Genomic DNA, 8271 nt, shown 5'->3' on the forward strand with positions numbered 1-8271 from the left:
ACCTGACGCTTGCAGCTGCATTTAACCGACGAGACTCTTTGGCCCTCGGGGCCATCATCCGGTACCATAGTCGGCTTTTTCATGGCGGGAGTCAGGCAGCATGGCGCAGCAGTATCAACCGGGGCAACGCTGGATTAGCGACAGCGAAGCAGAGCTAGGTCTAGGCACCGTTCTGGCACAGGACGGGCGCTTGCTGACCGTGCTCTACCCGGCCACTGGCGACACCCGCCAATATGCACTGCGCAACGCGCCGCTGACCCGGGTGCGGTTCTCTCCCGGTGACCAGATCACCCATTTCGAAGGTTGGAAGCTGACCGTGCAGGAAGTCGAGGACGTCGACGGCCTGCTGGTCTACCACGGTCTCGATGCCCAGAACCAACCGTGCACCCTGCCGGAAACCCAACTGTCGAACTTCATCCAGTTCCGCCTGGCCAGCGACCGCCTGTTCGCCGGCCAGATCGACCCGCTGGCCTGGTTCTCGCTGCGCTACAACACCCTGGAACATACCAGCAAGCAGTTGCAGTCGTCGCTGTGGGGCCTGGGCGGCGTGCGTGCGCAACCCATCGCCCACCAACTGCACATCGCCCGTGAAGTGGCCGACCGCATTGCCCCGCGCGTGCTGCTGGCCGACGAAGTGGGCCTGGGCAAGACCATCGAGGCTGGCCTGGTCATTCACCGTCAGTTGCTGTCGGGCCGCGCCAGCCGCGTGCTGATCCTGGTTCCGGAAAACCTGCAGCATCAGTGGCTGGTGGAGATGCGCCGCCGCTTCAACCTGCAGGTTGCCCTGTTCGACGCCGAGCGCTTCATCGAGAGCGACGCCGGCAACCCCTTCGAAGACGCGCAACTGGCGCTGGTCTCGCTGGAGTGGCTGACCGAAGACGAAAAGGCCCAGGACGCGCTGTTCGCCGCCGGCTGGGACCTGCTGGTGGTCGACGAGGCCCACCACCTGGTGTGGCACGAAACCAAGGCCAGCCCGCAGTATTCGCTGGTCGAGCAACTGGCCGAGGTCATCCCCGGCGTGCTGCTGCTCACCGCGACCCCGGAACAACTGGGCCAGGACAGCCACTTCGCGCGCCTGCGCCTGCTGGACCCGAACCGTTTCCATGACCTGGCCGCCTTCCGCGCCGAGAGCGAGCACTACCGCCCTGTGGCCGAAGCCGTGCAGGAACTGCTGGACAAAGGCCGCCTGTCACCCAAGGCGCACGCGACCATCCAGGGCTTCCTGGGCGCCGAAGGCGAAGCCCTGCTGACAGCCGTCAACGACGGCGACACCGAAGCCGCCGCACGCCTGATCCGCGAACTGCTGGACCGCCACGGCACCGGCCGCGTGCTGTTTCGCAACACCCGCGCCGCCGTTCAGGGTTTCCCGGAGCGCAAGCTGCACCCGTACCCGCTGGCCAACCCGGACGAGTACATGGAGCTGCCGCTGGGCGAACACGCCGAGCTGTACCCGGAAGTGGCCTTCCAGGCCCAGGCCGAGACCGACGAGGAAAACCGCTGGTGGCGTTTCGACCCGCGGGTGGAATGGCTGATCGACCAGCTGAAAATGCTCAAGCGCACCAAGGTGCTGGTGATCTGCGCCCACGCCGAGACCGCCATGGACCTGGAAGACGCCCTGCGCGTGCGCTCCGGCATCCCGGCGACGGTCTTCCACGAAGGCATGAACATCCTGGAGCGTGACCGCGCCGCTGCCTACTTCGCTGACGAGGAGTTCGGCGCCCAGGTGCTGATCTGTTCGGAAATCGGCAGTGAAGGCCGCAACTTCCAGTTCGCCCACCACCTGGTGATGTTCGACCTGCCGGCCCACCCGGACCTGCTGGAGCAGCGTATCGGCCGTCTGGACCGTATCGGCCAGAAGCACATCATCGAATTGCATGTGCCGTACCTGCAGGACAGCCCGCAAGAGCGCCTGTTCCAGTGGTACCACCAGGCACTGAACGCGTTCCTCAACACCTGCCCTACCGGCAACGCCCTGCAGCACCAGTTCGGCCCGCGCCTGCTGCCGTTGCTCGAAGGCGGTGACGACGACAACTGGGACGCCCTGGTGGCGCAGGCACGCAACGAACGCGAGCGCCTGGAAAGCGAACTGCACACCGGCCGCGACCGCCTGCTGGAGCTCAACTCCGGCGGTGGCGGCGAAGGCAAGGCCCTGGTGGCCGCCATCGAAGAGCAGGATGACCAGTTCGCCCTGCCGATCTACATGGAAACCCTGTTCGATGCCTTCGGCATCGACAGCGAAGACCACTCCGACAACGCCCTGATCCTGAAGCCGAGCGAAAAAATGCTCGACGCCAGCTTCCCCCTGGGCGACGACGAAGGCGTGACCATCACCTACGACCGCCACCAGGCGCTGTCGCGTGAAGACATGCAGTTCATCACCTGGGAACACCCCATGGTGCAGGGCGGCATGGACCTGGTGCTGTCCGGTTCCATGGGCAACACCGCCGTGGCGCTGATCAAGAACAAGGCACTCAAGCCCGGCACCGTGCTGCTGGAGCTGCTGTACGTCAGCGAAGTGGTCGCCCCACGCGCCCTGCAACTGGGCCGCTACCTGCCACCCCAGGCACTGCGCTGCCTGCTGGACACAAACGGCAACGACCTGTCGTCGCGGGTGTCCTTCGCAACCCTCAACGACCAGCTGGAAAGCGTACCAAAGGCCAGCGCCAACAAGTTCATCCAGGCCCAGCGCGACGTCCTTGGCCCGCGCATCAACGCCGGTGAAACCAAGGTACTGCCACGCCATGTGGAGCGAGTGGCTGAAGCCAAGCGCCGCCTGGCTGCCGAGACCGAAGAAGAACTGGCGCGCCTGACCGCCCTGCAAGCGGTCAACCCGACCGTGCGCGACAGCGAACTGGACGCCCTGCGCAAGCAGCGTGAACAGGGCCTGGCGATGTTCGAGAAGGCCGCGCTGCGCCTGGAAGCGATCCGGGTGCTCGTCGCTGGTTGACTGCTTAGCCTGATCCGGAAAAGAAGCCCGCGCGATGCGGGCTTTTTTATGGCTTTTCGTGCGGCTACGCCCGCCCTCCCCTATCGCACATCAACTACTGGCGCCTTCGTACGAACGCAAAGCAAAGACCCAAACATTCTTGAACCAGAGTCAGGGCGGGCTAGCCAGGGTTGCGCCCATTACGGATACTCAAGGTGATGTGTGAGCACCTTCACGGGCGCTTCGCTTGATTCGGAAAAAGTGTATTGCACGCCCTTCCGGATACCACACATCGCATATGTAACAGGTAAGAACAATAAGGACCCACCGCAACATAATGAGCAAAATTGCCTAGCCTAATGATTAGCTACCGAGCTAGCTCGATAAAACCTGAATATTCTGTACTGTAAATCCGCACCAATCTGTTCCGCCTTTTAGAAACATCTCAAGACAACCCTCAGTTTCACAAAGAAAAATTAAACATCCTCAAAGAAATAGCGAAAAATCTAGTTACAATCAGAGGAATTGCAATAGCCACAACTGCCTCCTAGTATCGATTTACCGCGAAGGAATTTCAGCCATCGCGTGTAAAACTGCAGTTGCAATTATCATCTATCAACAACAATACAAAGGATAGAAATCATGAACGAAACCATCTCCCAAGCCCCAATCGAAACACTTTCGCCGGAACTGCAAGAGCTACTCGACAACATTAACATAGCCGACCTAAGCACGTTAGAAATCGCCGAAATAGAAATTGATTCCGGCGTAAAAATGACCACGCATCGATCCTGAGTTAATCCCTCCGGGAGGCGCCCCCGGAGGACCCATAAAATCGTTCCATAGCGAGGCAAATGACCTTGAACCACAGGAGTCAACATGGGGCACACACAACCCTTTCAGACCGACATCATCAGCAAACGGCTTGCTCTATTTTATTTTCTTGTTACATTCTCAGTTGAACGCGGAGTCTTCGTCTTCTTTTTAAAAGAACACGGCTACACCCTAATTGAAATCGGTCTTCTCCAGACAATTTTTTCAGCTTCCTTATTTTTATTTGAGCTACCTAGCGGATATCTTGCAGATAAATTTGGTCGCACCACTGCGCTAGCGACAGGTGGCCTAACAGCAGGGATCAGCTTGTGGGGACAATTTCTCTTAGTATCTAGCATGCCCCTGACTATCGCCTGCTTCAGTCTATATGCGTTATCATTCTCACTCATTTCAGGTTCTTTAAGCAGCGCCCTCTATAAGAACCTAAATAACCTTGACGCACTACAGCTGTATTCTCGGCACTACGCAACCATCCAATTTGCGGGTAGTTTATCACTGGGGCTCGCGATGATTTCCGCAGCCCCCATATTAGAGACCGGGGGCTGGAAAGCCATTTACACGACTTCAATAATCATGTCCGTGCTGAGTGTAATAGCGGTAGCACCACTGGCCATAACAGAGATTTCGAACACCAACTCGACCCAACACACGCTACAACTGGACATTTTTCTAAAAGAACTAATAGCCATTACCCCCATTGCACTTCCATTTGCAACAATACATGCGGCAATGACACCATATTTCCTCTATGCCAGTTCCTCGTTTCATGAGTCGGGAATGAGTAAAGGCGCGGCCAGCGCGGCCGTCGGCACCGTAGAGATAATCAGTGCCATGGCAGGAATGTGCGCCGCCCGCTTTATTCCAAACGTTCCAGCACACGCTATCCCAGCACTAATGATAATGACCTCAGTTATCATTGCAGGGAACCCCTTTTATTCTCCAACCCTAAGCATCGTCGCTTTTTTGACAGCAAACACACTGACCCTATGGGCCGCCATATTAACCAACAACCTAATAAACTCAACAATCAAAGCAGAACACTTGAGAACTACAACCTTATCAGCGGCCTCTTTCTTGGACATGCTATTCATTTCAGCCGGATTCATTACCTATGGCATCATTGCAGAATCGCATCCCAGCACCACATCACTGATCGTCATTTCTCTTTACCCGCTGACAGGAGCGCTCTTACTGATAGCAACCTTTAAAGTAGCAACCAAAAGAGGCATCAATGTATTATCTAAATAGCGACATCATCATCAAAAACGACAAAACCATTTTATTGACAGGAAAGAAGACATTCACAATCGCAAAACCAACTACGTTGATCTCCACATTAATTCACGCGCTGCACTCAGGAATTAAGGACACTGATTTCCAAAGACTTGCAAATGAAGGCACTCTAGCGATTGCATTCGCAAAACTCAAGAGGCTCGACCTGATCATCCAAATACCTGACAACACTACCAATAATTTCATCAGAAAAAGTGAGCTATTCTTAGCTCGCACTTTCGAGATGCCGGAAAATACGAGGTCAAACATCTCAAAAATCCATATCACCGTCCTAGGCTGTGGAGGCATAGGGGCCAATCTGACTTACCACTTAGCCATGAGCGGATTCAAAAAATTCACCTTCATCGACTGCGACGCGATAGAGGCTTCCAATATAAATAGGCAGTACCCCTTCACCCCAAATGACGTAGGAAAACTTAAAACAGAGCAATTAGAAAATTTCGTCCGCGCCGTCCATCCCGACGCCGAAACACGTTCAATATCAGCACGCGTCAAGACAATTGACGACCTCGACAATCTATTACCTACAACAAACTTGATCATTTGCGGCGCCGACACTCCTCCTATCCTCATTAAAAAGATAGTCGCATTATTCGCAGGCATCAATGAGGTTGACGTAGCGTTCTGTGGCGTCGGATACGAGGAGATCAGCATAGGCCCCTTACTCACCTCACATGCAGCCAAAACCAATTACATTGCTAGTCTAGAGAGACTGGATAAAAGCGTAAACTATTCACTGCTGACCCCCTGCAGAGGTTCATTAGGCGCCACTAACTCAATGGCGACCTCGACATTGGCCGCCCAACTCATCTACCACTACTGCGCCTTAGCCCCTGCCACCATCAAAAACAAGGAACTACTAATAAACCCTTGGTCACTTTCTTTGATCCGGAAGATCTCCTATGACGAATATTGATCAACTGATGGCGCAATTCAGACCCTCTTACGCAGTCAACAGCTTCGTTATAAAAATCCTCCATGAAGTACTTAAGAGGAATGAGACAACATTTCCAGAACATCTGAAACACTCATACAGAAAACTCTCAGACCATGAGACCGGGATCAAACCGATATCGCTACGCCATTTCAGCCCTGACTCCCCGCCCTGGATTCACGAAATGATAGCCTCGACGATTCAAGACTTGAGTCAAGCCAACGAGCAGGGAATCACCATTCTTCCACCCCCCCGAACAGCCAGCAATCTACTAGCACAATTATCTATACAGACAATCAAGCAGCATTGTCCCATCACATTTGATTTAGTTAAAAAGATGGTAACCGAAGCAGTACTTGTTGGTGGTCGAGGATTAAGAGGAGCGTCATCGAAAAAACACCTTGGAACTATTCTTGTGGGGATGAGCGAAAACCAATCGATTAGCGATTACATTGACACTTTCACGCATGAGGCGTCCCACATCGACTTGTACATTCGTAGTTTCGCAACATCATTTATCAGCGATCCTCAGCACCTCCTTGTCAGCCCAATCAGGTCTACTCCCAGGCCTGCTGACGCTGTATTGCACGCAACATTCGTAACAGCAAGAGTAGCCTTAACCCTTACCAATATTGCTCTTCACACACGCGACAAGAATCTCAGACAAAAATCTGAAACACTAGCGACCAAAAACCTGACGCAAGCCGCACTGGGCGTTTCAATACTCCAGCGATCGCAGCTACTAACGCACCCAGGCGAGCACCTAATTTCAAACATAAGATCAACCATCGACAGCATGCTTTACCCGTACCATCGAGGCTAGAAAAATGGTTCAACGACTCAAATCAATTGCCATCGCCGTCGACGCACTTCCTTATCAAAACAGCGTCCAAACGGTATGCGACTATGGTGGCCAGCAAATTTTTGGCAAGTGCGCTCTCCCCCTGTATACATACCGCAATGGTCGGCTCGTAGGCCTTGCAGCGGAACATTCTCAGTTTTCCAAAGACAAAAAAAAATTGACCGTCAAGCTCCGCACCGGGCTTTTCTGGTCTGACGGGAGCCCAGTAGTCGCCAACCACTATGCTAATAGTTTCAAGGAAATCATTCGTTCCCCCTCCAACAGGTTCAGCAATCTACTCTCAGATGTTGCAGGCTATGGCGAATACGCGAATTTCCAGTCAGACGACATTGGCATCGCGGTACCCGAAAAGCTCACAATAGTACTGAACCTCCGCAACGGTAACAAATGGCTACCCAGCATGCTCAGTCAACTCAACTTTTCGCCGAGTTGCGGAAATTCTGAACTGAGCGCCGGCCCCTACTGCATCAAACATCAGTCCAGCGCTTTTGTCGAACTGGTGAAAAACAAGTGGCACCTCTCACACAACCCTTCAACTGCCGATAGATTAACCTTCATCAACTACGAACCCTACCACGATCGTTCAGCATGCATCGAAGATTACTTTCGAGGAACCATAGACATCACATGCGATACGGTCATGAGACTCGAAGATTACAAAAAATACAGCCACCTACATGAATTCCATTTAAACCTGACCCGTCTCGGAGTTTTCCTTGTACCCGGAACCTCCTTCGCCTCCCTTCCATCTCAACTACGACAGTCGTTATTCCACGTATTCAACAGGCAAGAGATCAATGACGCACTTTTGGGCTTCGCCGCCCCGCTGACCAGCTATAGCGGGCTATACCTCGATGAGGTACTGCGTGCCACCAAGGACTTGCCTCCCCTCTCGCAGCACACCATTACAATACTATACGATGAGTTTTACCCTAACCTCACGATCGCTAAGATACTGCAGAAGCAACTGAAGCGGCTAGGCATCCAAGCACAGCTTAAGCCTGTGGCTTTTGGCGACTGGTCTGCACCCTCCGACCTACGGCTTACCATAAGCCCGCCTGCTATTTACGGCCCGCTTGGCTTTTTCAAAAACGACCTGTTCCGGGGCTATTTGACTTCCACTCAGCTTGCTAAAGCGAAAATTCTATATTCCTTATACTTAAGCGGACTCTCTGCAGAAGTTGAGGCTGCGGCGGCTGCGGGAATGGAGGACATCATTTCGAATGAAGGGCTTTCTATTCCTTTGGTGGCACTACCTACTGCGGCATTAGTAAGAAAAAATATTCTTCCCAGCTCCTTCTATGAAGTAGGTGCACCTGTGCAGATGCTTTGATTGAAGAGCTCTGCAGCTCTATTCAATTGAATGGGGCGATTCAATTACCGTCCTCACGGTAGTGCGGACTGGCGATATCGCTTGTATTT

General features: G+C 53.6%; 6 protein-coding genes. All 6 read left to right on the forward strand.

Annotated features, from left to right (window positions below; genetic code table 11):
* Positions 1-100 precede the first annotated feature (100 nt).
* Complete coding sequence (gene rapA, locus QBK88_RS13585; protein WP_277962402.1) at positions 101-2947, forward strand: RNA polymerase-associated protein RapA; 2847 nt, start codon at positions 101-103, stop codon at positions 2945-2947.
* A gap of 621 nt (positions 2948-3568) precedes the next feature.
* Entirely contained in the window at positions 3569-3721 is a 153-nt protein-coding gene (locus QBK88_RS13590; RefSeq protein ID WP_277962403.1) for a hypothetical protein, read from the forward strand.
* Positions 3722-3805: 84 nt separating this feature from the next.
* Positions 3806-5008 (forward strand): MFS transporter, encoded by a 1203-nt coding sequence (locus QBK88_RS13595; protein WP_277962404.1) that lies wholly within the window; start codon positions 3806-3808, stop codon positions 5006-5008.
* Positions 4992-5969, forward strand: a complete 978-nt coding sequence (locus QBK88_RS13600; RefSeq protein ID WP_277962405.1) for a ThiF family adenylyltransferase — start codon at positions 4992-4994, stop codon at positions 5967-5969. Before QBK88_RS13595 ends, QBK88_RS13600 begins: the two co-directional genes overlap by 17 nt.
* Positions 5956-6810, forward strand: a complete 855-nt coding sequence (locus tag QBK88_RS13605; RefSeq protein WP_277962406.1) for an aKG-HExxH-type peptide beta-hydroxylase — start codon at positions 5956-5958, stop codon at positions 6808-6810. The genes QBK88_RS13600 and QBK88_RS13605 overlap by 14 nt, the downstream gene beginning before the upstream one ends.
* A 4-nt stretch (positions 6811-6814) precedes the next feature.
* Complete coding sequence (locus QBK88_RS13610; protein ID WP_277962407.1) at positions 6815-8182, forward strand: ABC transporter substrate-binding protein; 1368 nt, start codon at positions 6815-6817, stop codon at positions 8180-8182.
* Positions 8183-8271 lie beyond the last annotated feature (89 nt).

This window comes from Pseudomonas sp. RIT-To-2 (genome assembly GCF_029623465.1).
In the GTDB taxonomy this organism is placed as follows: Bacteria; Pseudomonadota; Gammaproteobacteria; order Pseudomonadales; family Pseudomonadaceae; genus Aquipseudomonas; species Aquipseudomonas silvicola.

What these genes read in the sequence shown, in the direction of transcription:
- rapA (WP_277962402.1), top strand. Translation starts at nt 101, where the DNA reads ATGGCGCAGCAGTATCAACCGGGGCAACGCTGGATTAGCGACAGCGAA.
- QBK88_RS13590 (WP_277962403.1), top strand. Translation starts at nt 3,569, where the DNA reads ATGAACGAAACCATCTCCCAAGCCCCAATCGAAACACTTTCGCCGGAA.
- QBK88_RS13595 (WP_277962404.1), top strand. Translation starts at nt 3,806, where the DNA reads ATGGGGCACACACAACCCTTTCAGACCGACATCATCAGCAAACGGCTT.
- QBK88_RS13600 (WP_277962405.1), top strand. Translation starts at nt 4,992, where the DNA reads ATGTATTATCTAAATAGCGACATCATCATCAAAAACGACAAAACCATT.
- QBK88_RS13605 (WP_277962406.1), top strand. Translation starts at nt 5,956, where the DNA reads ATGACGAATATTGATCAACTGATGGCGCAATTCAGACCCTCTTACGCA.
- QBK88_RS13610 (WP_277962407.1), top strand. Translation starts at nt 6,815, where the DNA reads ATGGTTCAACGACTCAAATCAATTGCCATCGCCGTCGACGCACTTCCT.